Source organism: Kluyvera sp., assembly GCF_965301105.1.
This window is the reverse complement of record NZ_CBDKZX010000078.1, coordinates 1-17540: the sequence shown is the minus strand read 5'-3', so window position 1 is coordinate 17540 and position 17540 is coordinate 1. Positions and strand designations below refer to the sequence as shown.

17 protein-coding genes are annotated in these 17540 nt (G+C 58.6%); 7 read left to right on the top strand and 10 right to left on the bottom strand.

Going from position 1 to position 17540, the window contains the following annotated elements:
* The 4 genes from ACW14G_RS18925 to ACW14G_RS18910 all read left to right on the top strand — a co-directional run.
* On the top strand, window positions 1–420 hold a 420-nt coding region (locus ACW14G_RS18925; protein ID WP_455648724.1), incomplete at its 5' end, for a helix-turn-helix domain-containing protein.
* 225 nt (window positions 421–645) lie between these two features.
* Window positions 646–1581 carry an alpha/beta hydrolase gene (locus ACW14G_RS18920; RefSeq protein ID WP_419058239.1) on the top strand — a complete coding sequence of 312 codons (936 nt, stop codon included), beginning with the start codon at window positions 646–648 and terminating at the stop codon, window positions 1579–1581.
* Window positions 1582–1774: 193 nt separating this feature from the next.
* Window positions 1775–4072, top strand: a complete 2298-nt coding sequence (locus ACW14G_RS18915; RefSeq protein WP_249022251.1) for a formate C-acetyltransferase — start codon at window positions 1775–1777, stop codon at window positions 4070–4072.
* Window positions 4038–4913, top strand: coding sequence for a [formate-C-acetyltransferase]-activating enzyme (locus ACW14G_RS18910; protein ID WP_163447231.1), 876 nt, complete (start codon window positions 4038–4040; stop codon window positions 4911–4913). Before ACW14G_RS18915 ends, ACW14G_RS18910 begins: the two co-directional genes overlap by 35 nt.
* Window positions 4914–4949: 36 nt before the next feature.
* On the opposite strand, the gene tauD is transcribed toward ACW14G_RS18910, so the two are convergent.
* The 7 genes from tauD to ACW14G_RS18875 form a co-directional block, all read right to left on the bottom strand.
* The gene (gene tauD, locus ACW14G_RS18905) at window positions 4950–5801 is read right to left on the bottom strand and encodes a taurine dioxygenase (RefSeq protein ID WP_163447229.1); all 852 of its coding nucleotides are present in this window, start codon (window positions 5799–5801) and stop codon (window positions 4950–4952) included.
* Complete coding sequence (gene tauC, locus ACW14G_RS18900) at window positions 5798–6625, bottom strand: taurine ABC transporter permease TauC (RefSeq protein ID WP_455648723.1); 828 nt, start codon at window positions 6623–6625, stop codon at window positions 5798–5800. The genes tauD and tauC overlap by 4 nt, the downstream gene beginning before the upstream one ends.
* Window positions 6622–7389: a taurine ABC transporter ATP-binding subunit gene (tauB, locus tag ACW14G_RS18895; protein WP_249023360.1), complete on the bottom strand. Its 768-nt coding sequence runs from the start codon at window positions 7387–7389 to the stop codon at window positions 6622–6624. The genes tauC and tauB overlap by 4 nt, the downstream gene beginning before the upstream one ends.
* Window positions 7390–7399: 10 nt before the next feature.
* The gene (gene tauA, locus ACW14G_RS18890; RefSeq protein WP_249022253.1) at window positions 7400–8365 is read right to left on the bottom strand and encodes a taurine ABC transporter substrate-binding protein; all 966 of its coding nucleotides are present in this window, start codon (window positions 8363–8365) and stop codon (window positions 7400–7402) included.
* 248 nt (window positions 8366–8613) lie between these two features.
* A complete protein-coding gene (gene mmuM, locus ACW14G_RS18885; RefSeq protein ID WP_223803999.1) occupies window positions 8614–9546 on the bottom strand; it encodes a homocysteine S-methyltransferase in 933 nt (310 codons plus the stop codon).
* Window positions 9533–10942: an S-methylmethionine permease gene (gene mmuP / locus ACW14G_RS18880; RefSeq protein ID WP_249022254.1), complete on the bottom strand. Its 1410-nt coding sequence runs from the start codon at window positions 10940–10942 to the stop codon at window positions 9533–9535. The genes mmuM and mmuP overlap by 14 nt, the downstream gene beginning before the upstream one ends.
* A 325-nt stretch (window positions 10943–11267) precedes the next feature.
* Window positions 11268–12389: a ribosomal protein uL16 3-hydroxylase gene (locus tag ACW14G_RS18875; protein ID WP_167576583.1), complete on the bottom strand. Its 1122-nt coding sequence runs from the start codon at window positions 12387–12389 to the stop codon at window positions 11268–11270.
* A gap of 188 nt (window positions 12390–12577) precedes the next feature.
* On the opposite strand from ACW14G_RS18875, the gene ACW14G_RS18870 reads away from it, so the two are divergent.
* Window positions 12578–13783, top strand: coding sequence for a multidrug effflux MFS transporter (locus tag ACW14G_RS18870; RefSeq protein WP_163447217.1), 1206 nt, complete (start codon window positions 12578–12580; stop codon window positions 13781–13783).
* Here the strand turns inward: ACW14G_RS18870 and ACW14G_RS18865 are convergent, their stop codons facing one another.
* The gene (locus tag ACW14G_RS18865; protein WP_249022256.1) at window positions 13784–15088 is read right to left on the bottom strand and encodes a sensor domain-containing diguanylate cyclase; all 1305 of its coding nucleotides are present in this window, start codon (window positions 15086–15088) and stop codon (window positions 13784–13786) included.
* A gap of 155 nt (window positions 15089–15243) precedes the next feature.
* On the opposite strand from ACW14G_RS18865, the gene ACW14G_RS18860 reads away from it, so the two are divergent.
* The gene (locus tag ACW14G_RS18860; RefSeq protein ID WP_411908128.1) at window positions 15244–15468 is read left to right on the top strand and encodes an ECs_2282 family putative zinc-binding protein; all 225 of its coding nucleotides are present in this window, start codon (window positions 15244–15246) and stop codon (window positions 15466–15468) included.
* Window positions 15469–15666: 198 nt separating this feature from the next.
* Entirely contained in the window at window positions 15667–16410 is a 744-nt protein-coding gene (locus ACW14G_RS18855) for an SGNH/GDSL hydrolase family protein (protein WP_167576585.1), read from the top strand.
* Window positions 16411–16480: 70 nt separating this feature from the next.
* Here ACW14G_RS18855 and ACW14G_RS18850 read toward each other — a convergent pair whose 3' ends face one another.
* Both ACW14G_RS18850 and ACW14G_RS18845 read right to left on the bottom strand, forming a co-directional pair.
* Entirely contained in the window at window positions 16481–16996 is a 516-nt protein-coding gene (locus tag ACW14G_RS18850) for a 4-hydroxyphenylacetate 3-monooxygenase reductase subunit (RefSeq protein ID WP_163447209.1), read from the bottom strand.
* 19 nt (window positions 16997–17015) lie between these two features.
* Window positions 17016–17540, bottom strand: a 525-nt coding sequence (locus tag ACW14G_RS18845; protein ID WP_455648722.1) for a 4-hydroxyphenylacetate 3-hydroxylase C-terminal domain-containing protein, incomplete at its 5' end; no start/stop codon positions are given.

The following is a 17540-nucleotide window of genomic DNA, read 5'->3' as shown; positions in this document are numbered from 1 at the left end:
CGCCCGGAAGATATTCCGCTGCTGGTGAAGGCCTTCACCTTTAAAATCGCCCGCCGTCTGGGGCGCAATATCGACAGCATTCCGGCGGAAACGCTGCGCACGCTGAGCCAGATGGAGTGGCCAGGCAACGTACGTGAACTGGAAAACGTGATTGAACGCGCGGTGCTGCTGACCCGCGGCAGCGTGTTACAGCTATCGATGCCAGAGCTGGCATTCGCGGGCGATGAGCCACAACCGGCCCCGGTGGCCGAAGCGGCGAAAGACGGCGAAGACGAATACCAGCTGATTGTTCGGGTATTGAAAGAGACCAACGGCGTGGTGGCCGGGGCCAAAGGCGCAGCACAGCGTCTCGGGCTGAAGCGCACCACGCTGCTGTCGCGCATGAAGCGTCTGGGCATCGATAAAGACGCGCTGATGTAACACCGCCCACGGCGTCGCCCCCCCGGACGGCGCCATTCAGTCCCCTCTCCCCCATGGGGAGAGGGTTAGGGTGAGGGGGCAAGCAGGGCATAAAAGAATATCCCTTTTAACGACATCGCATTCCCTCCCCATCGTTTCTTATTTTATGAAACACCGTTTTGTGAATCATTTCGCGTTCTGCAGTCTTAATGAATGATAAACAAGCGTTTTCTCCGGGAGACGCTTATGATTCGCTTACCTCTGTCCGCTACCCTTGCCCTATTATTCTCCGCGCAGACGGCCTTTGCCGCCCTGCCTGCATTTACCATTTGGCCCGGCGGCGAAGCGCCTGGCGCTAAAAGCAGCCCGGTCAGCTACGCGCTGGTCGAACGCAGCAAAGATCCCACCCTGCCCGACCGCGCGGTCACCGGCATCCGCGCGCCGGAAATCACCGTTTATGCGCCAGAACATCCGAACGGCGTGGCGCTGCTGGTCACGCCCGGCGGCTCGTACCAGCGCGTGGTGCTGGATAAAGAAGGCAGCGATTTAGCCGCGCCGTTTAACGCCAAAGGCTACACCCTGTTCGTCATGACCTATCGTATGCCCGCTGACGGCCACGCCGAAGGAGCCAATGCGCCGCTCGCCGACGCTCAGCGAGCGCTGCGTACTCTGCGCGCCCGCGCCGCCGAATGGCAGATTGATCCACACAAAATCGGCGTGATGGGCTTCTCCGCCGGTGGGCATATCGCAGCCAGCCTCGAGACGCGCTATAGCGAGACGGTTTATGCCCCGGTCGATGAGGTCGACAAGCAGAGCGCGCGACCTGATTTCGTGGTGCTCGGCTATCCGGTCATTTCAATGGATAAGGCCATTGCCCATCCCGGCTCGCGGAAAGCGCTGATTGGCGACATGCCCAGCGCCGAGCAGATTAATCACTATTCGCCGGAGCTGAACGTCACCGCCCAGACGCCGCCGACCTTCCTGATGCACGCGGTGGACGACCCGTCGGTGCCGGTCGATAACTCGCTGGTGATGTTCAACGCCCTGCGTGAGCATAAGGTACCGACCGAACTGCATCTGTTTGCCGAAGGCAAGCACGGGTTTGGGATTCGCGGCGCCAAAGGGCTGCCCGCCGCCGCCTGGCCGGAGCTGGCGATGAACTGGATAGCGTCGCTGCCGTAATCCTTTCCGGCGTCGCTGCGCTCAGCCAGGCAGCGACGCCGGAAAATCACCCGCACAAAACTCAGATCTCATTTTTTCTTTTTGATCACAATAATCCAGTAAATCACCCCATTCTCTTCTGTCTCCCCGCCCCGCATTTGCCTAACGTAGAAGCCATAAGAAACGTCAGGTTAATCGCCCAGGAGCCAGAAAAATGACTACCCGTATCCAGCGCCTGAAAGAGGCCCTCTTTGCCAACCCGCGCGAAATCTCCCTTGAGCGCGCCGTCCTCTACACCGAAAGCCATCGCCAGACCGAGGGCGAACCGGTAATTATTCGCCGCGCCAAAGCCACCGCGCATATTCTCGATAAGGTTGCTATCAGCATCCGCGACGACGAGCTGATTGCCGGCAACCGCACCATCAAACCGCGTGCCGGGATCATGTCGCCAGAAATGGATCCTTACTGGCTGCTCAAAGAGTTAGATCAGTTCCCCACCCGCCCGCAGGATCGCTTCAACATCAGCGATGACGACAAGCGCCTGTATCGCGAAGAACTGTTCCCGTACTGGGAAAAGCGCTCAATGAAAGACTTCATCAACGCCCAGATGACGGACGAGGTGAAGGCCGCCGTGAGCACGCAAATTTTCAGCGTCAACCAGACCGACAAAGGTCAGGGACACATCATTATCGACTACCCGCGCCTGCTGAATAATGGCCTCGACGCGCTGGTCAACGAGATGCGCGATCACCTGCGCCAACAGCCGGATAATGATTTTTACCGCGCGGTGCTGATTCTGCTGGAAGCCTCACAGCGGCACATTCTGCGCTACGCCGTCCTCGCAGAGACGATGGCCGCGCAGTGCAGCGACCCGCAGCGCCGCCGGGAGCTGGAAGCCATTGCCACGATCTCTCGTCATAACGCCATACATAAAGCGGAAAACTTCGGCCAGGCCTGCCAGCTGTTCTGGTACATGAACATCATTTTGCAATATGAATCGAATGCCAGCTCCATCTCGCTGGGGCGCTTTGACCAGTACATGCTGCCGTTCTGGCAGGCTTCGCTGAATCACGGCGACGATCCCGCACTTATGCAGGAGCTGCTGACGTCGCTGTGGGTGAAATGCAACGATATCGTCCTGTTGCGCTCCACCAGCAGCGCCCGCTACTTTGCCGGCTTCCCGACCGGCTACACCGCCCTGCTCGGTGGGTTAACCGAAAATGGCCGCAGCGCGGTGAACGTGCTCTCCTTTGCCTGTCTGGATGCCTACCAGAACGTGCGCCTGCCGCAGCCGAACCTCGGCGTGCGGGTCAACGAACTGATCGACCGCCCGTTTCTGCGCAAAACCGCCGAGACCGTACGCCTCGGCACCGGCATTCCGCAGATCTTCAACGACGAAGTGGTGGTTCCGGCGTTCCTTAACCGCGGCGTGTCGCTGGAAGACGCGCGCGACTACGCGGTGGTGGGCTGCGTCGAGCTGTCGATTCCAGGCCGGACCTACGGGCTGCACGACATCGCCATGTTCAACCTGCTGAAAGTGATGGAAATCGTCATGCATGAGCATGAAGGCGATGAGCAAATCACCTACGACAGCCTGCTGGCGAGCATTCGCGACAAAATTCGCCACTACATTCAACTGATGGTCGAAGGCAGCAACATCTGCGATATCGGCCACCGCGACTGGGCGCCGGTACCGCTGCTCTCTTCGTTTGTCGAAGACTGCATCGAAAAGGGCAAAGACATCACCGCTGGCGGCGCGCGCTACAACTTTTCCGGGGTGCAGGGCATTGGCATCGCCAACCTCAGCGACTCACTGCACGCCCTTAAAGGCATGGTGTTTGACCAGCAGCGCATGAGCTTTGATGAACTGCTGGCGGTGCTGAAGGCCAACTTCGCCACGCCGGAAGGGGAAAAAGTTCGCGCCCGGTTAATCAATCGCTTCGAGAAGTACGGCAACGACATCGATGATGTTGATAACATCAGCGCCGATCTGCTGCGTTTTTACTGCAAAGAGGTGGAAAAATACCGTAACCCGCGCGGCGGCCAGTTTACGCCTGGCTCTTATACCGTTTCCGCGCACGTGCCGCTGGGGTCGGTGGTGGGCGCGACGCCAGACGGACGTTTCGCCGGTGAGCAACTGGCGGACGGCGGGCTATCGCCGATGGTCGGCCAGGACGCACAGGGGCCAACGGCGGTGCTGAAATCGGTGAGCAAGCTGGATAATTACCTGCTCTCCAACGGCACGCTGCTGAACGTTAAATTCACCCCGTCAACGTTGGAAGGTGAAAGCGGCCTCAACAAGCTGGCGGATTTCCTCCACGCCTTTACCAAACTGAAATTGCAGCATATTCAGTTCAACGTGGTGAACGCCGAAACGCTGCGCGAAGCCCAGCAGCGGCCGCAGGATTTCGCTGGTCTGGTGGTCCGCGTCGCGGGCTACAGCGCCTTCTTTGTCGAGCTGTCGAAGGAGATTCAGGATGACATTATCCGCCGCACCGCGCATCAGCTGTGAGGTGATTGAGACGCGCGCCGACACGGCGCGCATTTTCAACATTCAGCGTTATTCGCTCAACGATGGGCAGGGTATCCGCACGGTGGTTTTTTTCAAAGGCTGCCCGCACACCTGCCCATGGTGCGCGAATCCGGAGTCGATGTCGCCCAGGATTGAAACCGTGCGCCGGGAAAGCAAATGTCTGCACTGCGCCACCTGTCTGCAGGACGCCGAAGAGTGCCCTTCCGGCGCGTGGGAAAATATTGGCCGCGACGTGACGCTGGAGGAACTTGAACGCGAGGTGCTGAAAGACGAGGTGTTCTTTCGCGCGTCCGGCGGCGGCGTGACGCTCTCCGGCGGCGAAGTGCTGATGCAGGCCGAATTCGCCGCTCGCCTGGTACAGCGGCTGAAACAGTGGGGTATCCGTACGGCGATTGAAACCGCAGGCGATACCTCGCCGCGCCGTCTGCTGCCGCTGGCAAGAGAGTGCGATGAGGTGCTGTTCGACCTGAAAATCATGGATACCGAACGGGCCCGTACTGTCCTGAACATGAACCAACCGCGCGTGCTGGAGAACTTCCGCCTGCTGCTAAACGAAGGCATTAAGGTCATTCCGCGCCTGCCGCTGATTCCCGGCTTTACTCTTAACCGAGAAAACGTGGCGCAGATTCTGGCGTTCCTCGCGCCGCTGCCGGTGGATGAGGTGCATTTACTGCCGTTCCATCAGTACGGTGAGCCAAAGTATGCTCTGCTGGATCGCGCGTGGGTCATGGCGGGGATTCACGCGCCGGAAGCTGAGGAGATAGCGCCCATTCAGGCAATGGTTGAGCAGGCCGGGTATCGGGTTGTCATTGGAGGATAAACCGACGAAGCACCGGCCAGGCCGGTGCTGCACGAGTTATGACGCGCGATAAAACGGCTTATCCCCCAGAATCGTCGCCCGGTGCATAATCCGCCGCTGCGGCAGATAATCGGCGTTAGCGTAGTGCTGCGTCACCCGGTTATCCCAAATCGCCACGTCGTTCGGCTGCCAGCGCCAGCGCACCTGAAATTCCGGTTTAGTCACGTGGGCAAACAGATAGCTCAGCAGCGCCTCGCTCTCTTTCTCGGTCACGTCGACAATCCGCGTGGTAAACCCTTCGTTGACGAACAGCGCCTGCTTACCGGTCACCGGATGGGTACGCACCACCGGATGCAGCAGCGGCGGGTGCTTCGCCACCGCTTCCAGCCAGCGCTGATGCTCTTCCTCGGTTTTACGATATTTGTATTCCTGGAACGATTTACGGAAATCGTGCTCGGCGCGCAGACCGCTCAGCAGTACCTTAAACGGCTCGGAGAGCGCCTCATAGGCGGCAATCCCGCTGGTCCACAGGGTGTCGCCGCCGGTCGACGGCAGCTCTTTCGCCGCCAGAATCGCCCCGGCGGGCGGCGTGTCGATAAAGGTCACGTCGGTGTGCCAGTTGTCGTTATCCGGCGGATTATTGTCGTGGGTGTCCAGCACAATAATTTCTTCCACGCCCGGCGCATGCGGATACACCGGATGAATATGCAGATCGCCAAAGCGCTGGGCCAGCGCACGCTGCTGCTCGGGGGTAATCAGCTGCTCACGCAGGAAGACCACCTGATGACGCAACACCGCGTGGTATAGCTGTTCGAACTGGTTGTCGCTCAGCGGGCGAGTCAGGTCCGCGCCGGACACCTGCGCGCCGATGTACGGCCCAAGTGGGGTAATCGCCAGACGTTCACTCATTGTACTTCTCCATGCCAGGGGGTCAGGCGACGCTGAAGCGTACGCAGACCGAGTTCCAGACCAAAAGCGATAATTGCGATCACCGCAATCCCCGCCAGCACCACGTCGGTAGCCAAAAACTCCCCGGCGGACTGCACCATAAAACCTAAGCCTCGGGTGGCGGCGATAAGCTCGGCGGCCACCAGCGTTGACCAACCCACGCCTAAACCAATGCGCAGACCGGTTAAAATCTCCGGCAGCGCGCCGGGTAAAATCACCAGCCACAGCACCTGAGCGCGGCTGGCGCCCAACGACTGCGCGGCGCGAATACGTACCTGTTGCGCGCTTTTCACCCCTGCCAGCGCCGACATGGCAACCGGCGCGAAAATCGCCAGATAAATCAGTAATATTTTCGACGTTTCGCCAATACCAAACCAGATAACCATCAGCGGCAGATAGGCCAGCGGCGGCACCGGGCGATACAGTTCAATAATCGGATCAAGGATGCCGCGTACTGTCGGGCTCAGACCCATCGCAATCCCCACCGGGATCCCGACGAGCGTCGCCGCCAGCAGCGCAACAAGAATACGCCCGAGGCTCGCCGCCAGATGCTGCCACAGCGTCGCGTCCATAAAGCCCTGCGGGCTGGCGATGGTCAGCAGTTTATTCAGCACCTGAACCGGCGAAGGCAGAAACAGCGGGCTAATCAGCGCTAACGCCGCCACCGCCCACCAGATAGCCAGCAGCGCCGCCAGCGTCGTCAGGCTCAGTGTCAGATGGCGTGACAAGGGCCAACGCAGCTTCGATGCACGCTGACGCGGTTTATCATTAATCACCACGCTCATGAGAAGGCCTCCCGTTGTTCGAACACCCGGCTGAGTACGTACTCGCGTTGGGCAATAAAGCGCGGATCGGACTTAATGCTGCGGCAGGATTCCCCGGAGACAAAACGACGGGCGAAGTCCAGCGACAGACGCTCCTGCACGCGGCCCGGCCCCGGCGACAGCAAAACCAGCTCGGTGGCCATAAATATCGCCTCTTCGATGTCGTGAGTGATCAGCAACACTTTCTTACCCGTCTCATGCCACAGCTTCAGCAGCAACGTCTGCATTTGCTCGCGGGTAAACGCATCAAGCGCGCCGAACGGCTCATCCAGCAGCAACAGTTGCGGATTGGCCGCCAGCGCTCGGGCAATCCCCACCCGCTGGCGCTGACCGCCGGAAAGCTGCCAGATAAAGCGCTTTTCCGCGCCCTCAAGGCCAACTTTCTTCAGCATCTGCGCGGCGGTTTCCCGACGCTCAGACTTGCTGATGCCCGCGAGCTGTAGCCCCAGCGCGACGTTATCCTGCACGTTGCGCCACGGCAGCAGCCCTTCATTCTGAAAGACCACGCCGCGATCGGCGCCCGGCCCGTCAACACGTTTTCCGTCGAGGATGATGCTGCCGTGCTGATATGGCACAAATCCGGCAATCAGGTTCAGCAGCGTGGTCTTACCGCAGCCGGACGGCCCCAGCACCACCAACAGTTCACCGCTGTCCAGCGTGAGACTGATATCCGCCAGCGCCGGTTTACCGCCGTAGTCGGCGGACAGATGCGAGATTTGCAGCATCATGGCCTCCTTACTTCACAAAACGGTCGGTAACGTACTGGCTGTAGTCGGTCGCCACGGCGGGCACTTTGCCCTGTTCTTTGAGGAACTGCGCGGTATCGACAATCGCCTTATTCACCGGGCCATTCAGCGCCTGCGCCTGCTGTTCGGCGGTGAGATAGGTGTTGCCTTTCACCAGCCCCGGCACGTCCGCTTCCGGCACGCCGCTCAGACGCGCCAGCTTGCTGATGTTGTCGGGCTGCGCCAGCCATTTATCCGGGTTATCGATATAGCCACGCTGAGCGTCAATCGCGCTTTTCGCGAATGCCTTCACCACCTCAGGATGCTGCTCGGCAAAATCTTTACGCACCACCCAGACGTCCAGCGTCGGTGCGCCCCATTCGCCTACTTTTGAAGAGTCGGTCAGCACGGTTCCGTCTTTTTCCAGCGAGTTCACCGCTGGTGCCCACACGTAGGCGCCATCAATGTCGCCACGCTGCCAGGCGGCAATAATCGCCGGCGGCTGCAGGTTGATAATCTGTACCTGACCCGGCTTGATGCCCCAGTGCTTGAGCGCGGCCAGCAGGCTGTAGTGGGTGGTGGAGATAAACGGCACGGCAATGCGTTTGCCAATCAAATCTTCGGGTTTAGTGATGGCCTTTTTCACCACCAGCGCTTCAGAGTTGCCGAGCTGTGAGGCCAGCAGGAAGACTTCAATCGGCACCTGCTGACTGGCGGCCACCGCCAGCGGGCTGGAACCGATATTGCCAATTTGCACATCGCCGGAAGCCAGTGCGCGCACGATGCTCGCGCCGCTGTCGAACTTACGCCAGTCCGGCTTTGCACCGCTCAGCTTTTCGAAGGTTTTATCCGCCTGCGCCACTTTGGCCGGTTCAGCGGAAGTTTGATAGGCGATAGTGACGTCCACGGCCTGCGCCTGGAAAGCCAACAGCGCCAGCGCGGCGGCGATAACGGTGAAACGCGATGCGATTGCCATAATGTCCTGCTCCCATGTCTTGTTATGTGAGCAGTATTTCCGGCGCGAGGGGGTTTGATAAAGGAATTAAAAGTGCTGGTTAATGCCAATTTGTTTTTAGAAAAAAAGCGGCAAAGGATAGTTCAGAAATGGGATTACGCAGAGGACATTGTAGGCCGGATAAGCGAAGCGCCATCCGGCAATGTGCACCGAACAGCCGGATGGCGCTTCGCTTATCCGGCCTACAGGTGATCCGCGAGGGTTCTGAATCAGCAGTGCGATTTCAGCGCCGCAATATCCTTTGGCGTAGTTCGGCAGCAGCCGCCAATCAGCTTTGCTCCGGCGGCCAGCCACTGCGGCAGATAGCCTTCCAGCGTGGCGCAGGCTTCACCGTGGTGGTGCCAGGTTTTACTCACCGCGTCATAGTGCTCACCCGAGTTCGGATAGACCACCAGCGGCAACGGCGTCAGGCTGTGCAGATACTCCAGCGCCTCGACGGTTTTTTCCAGCGCGATACAGTTAATTCCGACCGCCAGAATCTGCGGATAATCCGCCAGCAGGGCCAGCACATCGCGCAGCGGCGTGCCGTCGCTCAGATGCTGAGCATCGCGTAGCGTAAACGAGAACCACGCCTGCGCTACCGGATACTCGGTCAGCAGCTGCGCCAGCGCACGAATTTCATCAAACGACGGCAGGGTCTCACAGGCCAGCAGATCGACACCGCCATCCAGCAACGCTTCAACGCGCGGGCGGTGGAAATCCTGGAACACCTGCGCGCTGCGCTGGTAGTCACCGCGGTACTCCGAGCCATCCGCCAGGTACGCGCCGTAGGGCCCCACGGAACCGGCAATCAGCAGCCCGTGGGCCGCCGGGTTTTCCGCGCGATACGCATCTCGCGCCTGACGCGCCAGCTCGACGCTTTTAATAATCAGCGCCCGCGACTGCGTTTCATCCAGCCCGCGGGCGGCAAAACCGTCCGGTGTGGCCTGATAGCTGGCGGTGATCGCCACCTGCGCCCCGGCTCGGAAATAGTCGAGATGCACGTCGTAAATCAGCTGCGGATTTTCCATCAGCACTTTGGCCGACCACAGGCTATCGGCCAGATCGCAGCCGCGCGCCTCCAGTTCGGTGGCCATCGCCCCGTCGAGTAATACGAAGGGACGATCGTTCAGAATGGCGGTTAAAGGATTATTCTGCGACATGCTGCGGCTCCTGTTGGCTCTGGCGCGAACGCGTTAAGAAATAGGCACCATAGCACAGCGCCACGAACGGAATCCCGCACCACAGCGCGATACGCTGCGACGGGTCAAAGGCCAGCCCCACGCAGGCCACCAGGCACAGCACGAAGCCCAGCACCGGCACCAGCGGATACCACGGCGCGCGGTAGTGCAGCTCGCTCAGCGCCTTGCCCTGCTGGAGATGACGGCGACGGAACACGAAATGCGAGGCGCAGATGCTTATCCACACCGCCACTACCGCAAAACCGGAAATAGCCGACAACGCCACAAAAACGGTATCCGGGGCGACGATGCTGGAGAACAGCGCCAGCAAGCCGCCAAGCATACTCACCGATAGCGCCACCAGCGGCACGCCGTTATTGGTCAGCTGCGAGAAACAGCGCGGTAACGTGCGCTCGTTGGACAGCGACCACAGCATACGACCGGAAGCGTAAAGCCCGGAGTTGGCCGCCGACAGAATCGCCGTCAGGATCACGAAGTTAAAAATGTCCGCCGCATAAGGAATGCCCACCTTCTCAAAGACCAGCACAAACGGACTTTTTTCGACGCCCGCCTGCTGCATCGGGATCAGCGCCGCCAGCACGAACACGGTGCCGATAAAGAAGATAATCAGCCGCGCGATAGTGGTCCGAATGGCTACCGGGATCACCTTGTGCGGGTTCTCGGTTTCACCGGCGGCAATGCCGATAAGCTCGGTGCCGGAGAAAGCAAAATTCACCGCCACCATCGTCATCAGAATCGGCAGCCCACCGTGCGGGAACCAGCCTTCGGCGGTAATATTACGCAGCCCCGGCGCCGGTGAGCCGTCCTGCATGGGGATAAACCCGAAGATGGCCGCGCCGCCCAGAATAATAAACGCGATGATGGTGATAACCTTCACCAGCGAGAACCAGAACTCCCCCTCGGCGAAAAAGCGCGTCGAGATAACATTCAGGCCGAAAATCAGCACGCAGAACAGCAGGCACCAAATCCACACCGGCACCTGCGGGAACCAGTACTGCATACAGAACCCGGCGGCGGTAAAGCTCGATCCTAGCGCTACCGTCCACGTCAGCCAGTAGAGCCACGCCACGGTGTAGCCGGTGGCCGGGCCGAGATAACGGGCGGCATAAACGTGGAACGCGCCGGTTTCCGGCATCGCCACCGACAGTTCGCCGAGGCATTGCATCACCAGCCAGACCACCAGCGCGCCGATTAGGTAGGCCAGCAGCGTACCCGCCGCACCGGTGGTGGAGATGATATAGCCGGTATTGAAAAAAAGCCCTGTGCCAATAACCCCGCCCAGCGACAGCATCACCAGGTGGCGGGTTTTCATGGTGCGCTTCAGTTGCCCACCTTGTTGTTGTGTTGTGTTTTGCATTATTACCTTCTAAACGTATGGACATCTAAACATCCAAATGAAGAGAAGGTTATACAACGATTGTTAAAGAATTGCAAAACGGCGGGAAGCAGCAGGAATGAAGGAAGGGTGCGGCTTGTTCCCCTCACCCTAACCCTCTCCCCAAAGGGGCGAGGGAATCGTGCGGTGTTGTCGGTAAGGAAGGTGTCGGTTTTCTCCCTCTCGCTTCAAGGGCGAGGGGACCGGATGGTGCAGTGGGTGGGTATGGCGCGGGTTTGCTCCCTCTCCCTTCCAGGGAGAGGGCCGGGGTGAGGGTACAGCGCATACCCTCACCCACCGCGGACGCTTACTCGTCGAAGAACCAGTATCCCTGGTTAATCAGCGCCGTCAGTTCCGCGACAAACGCCGGATTTCGCAGCGCCTCGCCAAAATGGGTTTTATCCAGTTCGGTATAGCGGCACAGCATGTCAGCCGCCTGCGGTTCGCAGGTCTCCAGCTTCTCGCTGTTGATAAAGAAGCTCTCGCCCACGTTCAGTACCCGCAGCCCGTTGAGGCGGCGCAGGGTTTCCCCATCTTCCAGCGCAGCAAGCACCTCTTCCGGTTCGAACGGCGGCTCCGCTGGGGCAATATCCAGCTCGTGGCGCGGCGTACTGGCAAAACTGCCGAACCACTGTTTGAAATCGTTCGGCTGACGGATCATGTCGATCATCATCATCCGCAGACGCTCCAGCTCGTGCTCTTCCACCTTACCCGCGTGTTCGCGACAGGTGAGATCCGGGTCGGTGTAGTACTTCTCGCCGAGATCGTTCTCCAGCACGTAGTCGGCGAAGCTGCTGATCAACTCGCGACCGTTCGGGCCACGGAAGCCGACGGAGTAGTTCAGCGTATCTTCATAGGTATACCCATCGTGCGGGAATCCTGGCGGAATGTAGAGGATATCGCCCGGTTCCATTTCCACTTCAATAATCGGCGTAAACGGCTCAACGTGCAGCAGCGCCGGATGCGGGCAGTGCTGTTTTAACGGCAGCGCGTCGCCCACGCGCCAGCGACGACGGCCCATCCCTTGAATAATAAAGACGTCATACGGATCGATATGCGGGCCAACGCCGCCGCCCGGCACCGAGAAGGAGATCATCAGATCATCGAGGCGCCAGTCAGGCAGCACGCGGAACGGGCGCACCAGTTCGGCGGCAGGTTCGTGCCAGTGGTTCACCGCCTGCGCCAGCAGCGACCAGTTCTTCTCCCCCAGATGGTCAAAATCCTCAAACGGGCCGTTGCTCGCCTGCCACTTGCCGTCAACGTGGCTCACCAGACGGCTGTCAACCTCCATCTCCATCGCCAGACCGGCCAGTTCGTCAGGCGTAATCGGGTCAACAAAATTCGGGAACGCGTTTTTCAGGACCACCGGTTGTTTCTGCCAGTATTTCTCCAGAAACTCCGGCCAGTTAAGGTTGAGTTGATAAGCCATGTTTTTTATACCATCAGTAGAGGGGTAGGCTCGATTATAAGGAGGGCTGCCCGGGGTCCGCTTTGTGATGAATCAATTGCGGATGCACACTGATGAATAGAATTCATAACGTCTTACTATTTTGCCTGATTATCCGTTCAGAAAATCAATATATTCTATCGGCCTTTAACACTCCCGAATGGAACAATATGACTGGTACTCCGGCGCGGAAGACACCCGCCAAAGGTCAGCATGGCCTGCTTTTTGTTGTCATCCTCAGTGCCTTAATGGCTTTTACCTCGCTCTCAACCGATATTTATCTTCCCGCCATGCCGGTGATGGCGCGCGATTTACACGGCAACGTCGAACTCACGATTACCGGTTTTTTAGTCGGTTTTTGCATTGCCCAACTGCTCTGGGGGCCGCTAAGCGACCGTTTTGGCCGTCGCTTGCCGCTGTTTATCGGCCTGGGACTATTTATCATCGGTTCGATCGGCTGCGCGCTCTCGCGCAATATTGAGCAGATTGTCTTTTGGCGTGTATTCCAGGCGCTGGGGGCCTGCACTGGCCCAATGCTGGCGCGTGCGATGATCCGTGACCTATTCAGTCGTACCCGCGCCGCGCAAATGCTCTCGACGCTGATCCTGATGATGGCCATCGCTCCCATTGCCGGACCGCTACTCGGCGGACAGATCATTGTGTTTGCCAGCTGGCACGTCATTTTCTGGCTGCTGGCTGTGATTGGCGTACTGATGTTCTTTACTCTCTTCTGGCTACCGGAAACGCTGCCGGAAGAGAAGCGTGTTAAAGCGTCGCTGGGCGGCGTGTTTAAGAACTACGGCCTGCTGTTAACCAACGTCGCCTTTATGCGCTACACCCTGTGCCTGACCTGCTTTTACGTCGCCGCCTACGCGTTTATCGCCGGGTCGCCATTCGTCTATATCAGCTACTTCGGCGTCGATCCGCAGCACTACGGCTGGTTATTCGCGCTGAACGTTGTTGGCGTCATGCTCATGAGCGTGGTAAACCGCCGAATCGTCCACCGCTATCCGCTGGAGACGCTGCTAAAGATATCGCTGTTGGTGGCGGGCGCGGCGGCAATCGTGTTGGCGATTGCCGCGCGCTGGCAGATGGGAGGTCTGCTGCTGATCGTGGTGGCAGTGTTCATACTGTTTTCGATGAATGGGATTATCGCCGCCACCTCGACTGCCGCCGCGCTGGACGCCGCACCAAACGTCGCGGGTTCCGCCTCAGCGCTGATTGGCGCATTGCAATACGGTAGCGGGATTATTTCGTCACTGCTGTTGGCGACGCTCAGCGACGGCACGCCGTGGACCATGGCGTGGATCATGGCGCTGTTTACCCTCGCCAGCACCGCAATAGCCCTGACGACGCGCGCCAGGGCCGTGGCGTAATCAGGCGCTGACTACGCGATTGCGCCCCTGCTGTTTAGCCCGGTACAGCGCCGCATCGCTGCTGCTGATAAGCTCAGCGGCGATATCCGCGACGCTTTGGATACTGCACACCGACAGCGGCGAATCCCAGGTCATCACGCCCAGACTGATGGTCAGCACGCTGCCGATGGGGTTGGTTTCATGCACAATCTCCAGCGCCATTACCCGCTCGCGCAGGCGTTCAGCCACTGCCAGCGCGCCTTCCGCGCTGGTGTCCGGCAGTATCACCAGAAACTCTTCGCCGCCGTAGCGGCTCACGCTATCGCCCGGGCGCAGACCGCCTCTCAACGCGTCTGCTACGGCGCGCAGCACCTGGTCGCCCGCCGGGTGACCATAGGTGTCGTTGTAGCGTTTAAAGAAGTCGATATCCGCCATACACAGCGACAGCGACGTGCCTTCGCGCTGTGCGCGGGTAATTTCATAGCTGAGACGATCATCCATGTAGCGACGGTTAAACAAACCGGTTAGATGGTCTCGTTCAGCGTACTGCAGTAGCGTCTCGTTCGCGCGGGCAAGCTGCTGTTCCGCCAGCTTACGGTCAGTAATATCCATCCACGCCGAGGAGATGCCCGCCACGTTACCGCCCGCGTCGTACACCGCCATAGGCTTAATGTAGAAATAGCGACCGTAGAGAAACAGCTCTTTACTGGCAATCTCTTCACCGCCGTCGAGCAGAATGAAATCCTGCTGAAACAGCAGGTGCCACTCCGGCATCAGCGTTTTGAGAAACTGCCCTACCAGCTTTTCTTCCGGCTGCCCCAGCAGCTCACCCATCGCTTTATTCGCCTTCGTCAACTGACCCTGGCGGTCGATAACGCACAGCGCCAGCGGCGTATTCTGGTAAATAGATTCCAGTTGCAACACCCGCTCGCCGAGCTGGGAGATATCCCGATCGGTACCGCGATAGCCGGTCAGTTGGCCGTTTTCATCAAACAGCGGAATACCGCTGGTTTCGAGGATCACCGCCCGACCGTCTGCCCGCAGGTTACGATTAATCAGGCCCGAGAAGGGTTTGTGCGATGAGAGCACATCGCGGAAGGTGCTCTCCAGCCGCTCGGCCTCGCCCGGCACCATAAAATCAAACGGCGTACGGCCCAGCACCTCTTCGGCCGAGTAGCCGAGCAGGCGCATCACCACTTCTGAGGACCAGACGTAGCGCCCCTGCGTATCCACTTCCCACACCCAATCGGTGTTATGGTTGAGGAGATCGGCCAGCCTGCCGGAATCCATCGGGTCTTTCTGTACGAACGGCTTCTCCATTGTCATTCACCCTCTCCTTTGGTGCGATCGGCCTGACGAAGTGGTGTTTTTTTAACCACTTCATCAACCAAAACAAAATGACCTGTTATTTAATAGCCCGGAAGGCTTTGACGATTTGTGCGGCTGCACTATTTTATACCAAAGATAAAGGAGCCGTGCTCGTGATTGCAATTCAATATTTGTGTCCAAAATGTGCCGGTGTTACTGAAATAACCGACATTGAAAAAATAAAAAACGCGGAAGATCAATATCCGCTAACCTGTCACGCTTGTGGCGCGCCTTTCAGTAAAGACGCGCTTATCAAATTCGCCCGTCAAAAAGCCGAAGAAATGATTAACGAAGCCTTATTTCAATTAAAAAACTCGTCGCTTCAAGGAAATAAATAACCCGATAAGTTTTTCCTCAGCTACCACAGGAAAATATTAGATCTCATCCCTGTAGCGCTATTTATTTATTTTTCTTCATTTTCCCTAATCTATTTTTTAGTCCGTATTCAGAGCCTTACGCGCACAGAAGTGATAGCGCAAAAAATCGACGTTTGCTAACGTGGTTTCTCCATTCACTACGGCAAGGAGAGACACATCGTGTCACAGCCGCTGATTACTGCTCTCATCCCCGGAACCGGGTTTCCTGAACTCGACAACTACCGCAGCCGTCAGGCCGCTTTCTATAGCGATGACTACGGTCAACGCGCCCGCTATCGCCAGCACAACGAGGCCCTGCTTCAGCAGAACCGGAGCCCGCAGGTCGTTTTCTTCGGTGACTCCATTACCGACGGCTGGGATTTAGCGCAGAGCTTTCCGGGAAAAAACTACCTCAACCGCGGTATTGGTGGGCAAACCACCGCGCAGATGCTGGTGCGCTTTCGCCAGGACGTGCTAAACCTGCGCCCGCAGGCGGTGGTGATCCTCGCTGGCACCAACGACATCGCGGGCAATACCGGGCCAGTGAGCAATCTGGAAATTGAAGAGAACATCATGACGTTCGCCGAGCTGGCCACGCTACACGGTATTCAGGTGGTGATATCGTCCGTGCTTCCGGTCCATGACGCGAATCCCGACTCGCAGGATCTCTACGCCCAGCGTCCGCGCGAGCGCCTTATCGCGCTAAATCACTGGCTGAAAAGCTGGAGCGCGACGCAAGGCTTTGTCTGGCTGGATTACGCTACGCCAATGACGGACGCATGCGGCAAACTGATTACCCGCTACTCCGATGATGGTCTGCATCCCAATGCGGAAGGCTATCGCGTGATGGCCCCGCTGGCGGAAAATGCCGTTCAGGCGGCACTGTCGAAGGGAGATGGGGACTCTCCTTCCGGCTCACGATGATTCATTGGCGCTGCGGCCATCGGGCAATCGATCCTGACCTGCCCGATGGCATTTAGGTAGTGAAGAAGGCTTAAGCCAGCGCTTCGGCCTCCATCATCACCGGATGAAAACGGCGTTTGAAATAGATAAGCCCGTGCCCCTCTTCTTCCGCCAACGCGATATGCTGAACCTCCACCAGATAGACCAGATGGCTACCGATGGTCTGCACCTGGCGTATCTCGCCTTCCAGACATGCCAGTGCCGCCTTTAGCACCGGCTGCCCCAACGCGCCGCGCTGCCAGCCTGCGAGATTAAAGCGCTCGTCCATCGCCATACCGGTCATGCCGGCAAAGTGACGCGCCATGATCTCCTGTTCATGGTTGAGCACGTTGATGCACAGCTTACCGTTGCCCTGGAACACCGGGTTCATGGCGCTGTTGGCGTTGATACACACCATCACCGATGGCGGTGTATCCGTCACCGAACAGACGGCGGTAGCGGTGATCCCGCAGCGACCCGCTTCCCCTTCGGTGGTGACGACGTTAACGGCGGCCGACAGGCTGGCCATGGCATCGCGAAAACGCAGACGTTGTTCATCTAATTGCATTGTGACCTCCCGCTGCCCATTACTTCAGCAGCTTATCCAGCAGATTAATATCAGCGTTGTTGTGCAGGTGTGGCACCGTCCAGCCGTTCTGGTCGTATTCAGACAGGCAGCGATCGACCATCGCCATCATTTTGTCCATGTTGCCGGAGGTCTGGGCCTGGCGCAGACACTGCAGGCGGATCTCATCCTGGCTACCGGAGTAGTTAATTTCATACAGCTCGTGACGACCGCCGAACTCGCTGCCGATGGCATCCCACATCAGTTTTAAGATCTTGATGCGCTCCACGTGATCCATGCCGTTGGAGCCGCGCACGTATTTCGCCAGATATCGATCAATCTGCGGATTGTTCAGATCGCGGGCGCTCGACGGCAGGTAGATAAGCCCGCTGGTCACGTTACGTTCGATAATATTTTTGATTTTGGCGTAGGCCATCGGCGCCATCACGCGGTAGGTTTGCAGCGCCGCGTGATCCGGCAGGTACGCGCCGTTGACCCACGGGGTCGCTTCAGAACACATGGAGTCGCTCAGCGCCCAGAACATGTT

Excerpts from the sequence above, each read along its gene's own strand:
- ACW14G_RS18920 (WP_419058239.1), top strand. The coding sequence starts at position 646 with ATGATTCGCTTACCTCTGTCCGCTACCCTTGCCCTATTATTCTCCGCG.
- ACW14G_RS18915 (WP_249022251.1), top strand. The coding sequence starts at position 1,775 with ATGACTACCCGTATCCAGCGCCTGAAAGAGGCCCTCTTTGCCAACCCG.
- ACW14G_RS18910 (WP_163447231.1), top strand. The coding sequence starts at position 4,038 with ATGACATTATCCGCCGCACCGCGCATCAGCTGTGAGGTGATTGAGACG.
- tauD (WP_163447229.1), bottom strand. The coding sequence starts at position 5,801 with ATGAGTGAACGTCTGGCGATTACCCCACTTGGGCCGTACATCGGCGCG.
- tauC (WP_455648723.1), bottom strand. The coding sequence starts at position 6,625 with ATGAGCGTGGTGATTAATGATAAACCGCGTCAGCGTGCATCGAAGCTG.
- tauB (WP_249023360.1), bottom strand. The coding sequence starts at position 7,389 with ATGCTGCAAATCTCGCATCTGTCCGCCGACTACGGCGGTAAACCGGCG.
- tauA (WP_249022253.1), bottom strand. The coding sequence starts at position 8,365 with ATGGCAATCGCATCGCGTTTCACCGTTATCGCCGCCGCGCTGGCGCTG.
- mmuM (WP_223803999.1), bottom strand. The coding sequence starts at position 9,546 with ATGTCGCAGAATAATCCTTTAACCGCCATTCTGAACGATCGTCCCTTC.
- mmuP (WP_249022254.1), bottom strand. The coding sequence starts at position 10,942 with ATGCAAAACACAACACAACAACAAGGTGGGCAACTGAAGCGCACCATG.
- ACW14G_RS18875 (WP_167576583.1), bottom strand. The coding sequence starts at position 12,389 with ATGGCTTATCAACTCAACCTTAACTGGCCGGAGTTTCTGGAGAAATAC.
- ACW14G_RS18870 (WP_163447217.1), top strand. The coding sequence starts at position 12,578 with ATGACTGGTACTCCGGCGCGGAAGACACCCGCCAAAGGTCAGCATGGC.
- ACW14G_RS18865 (WP_249022256.1), bottom strand. The coding sequence starts at position 15,088 with ATGACAATGGAGAAGCCGTTCGTACAGAAAGACCCGATGGATTCCGGC.
- ACW14G_RS18850 (WP_163447209.1), bottom strand. The coding sequence starts at position 16,996 with ATGCAATTAGATGAACAACGTCTGCGTTTTCGCGATGCCATGGCCAGC.